Annotated in this window: 1 rRNA gene; it reads left to right on the top strand. The window is 55.2% G+C overall.

The features are described from left to right. A 23S ribosomal RNA gene (locus tag JDF658_RS10815) occupies nucleotides 1-201 on the top strand; the annotation flags it as partial.

Raw genomic sequence — 201 nt, forward strand, 5'->3', positions numbered from 1 at the left:
AGGAAAAGAAAGCAACAGCGATTCCCTGAGTAGCGGCGAGCGAAAGGGGAGGAGCCTAAACCATACCTGTGTAAACCTGCCGGTGTTGCAGGTATGGGGTAGAGGGGCAAATCAGGCAGCGCGGCAGAGCTGCCGGGGAGTAAGAAACCTTATCTATAGGCGAAGAGGACTGGAAAGTCCCGCGACACAAGGTAAAAGCCC

Source organism: Carboxydocella sp. JDF658, assembly GCF_002049395.1.
GTDB lineage: Bacteria > Bacillota.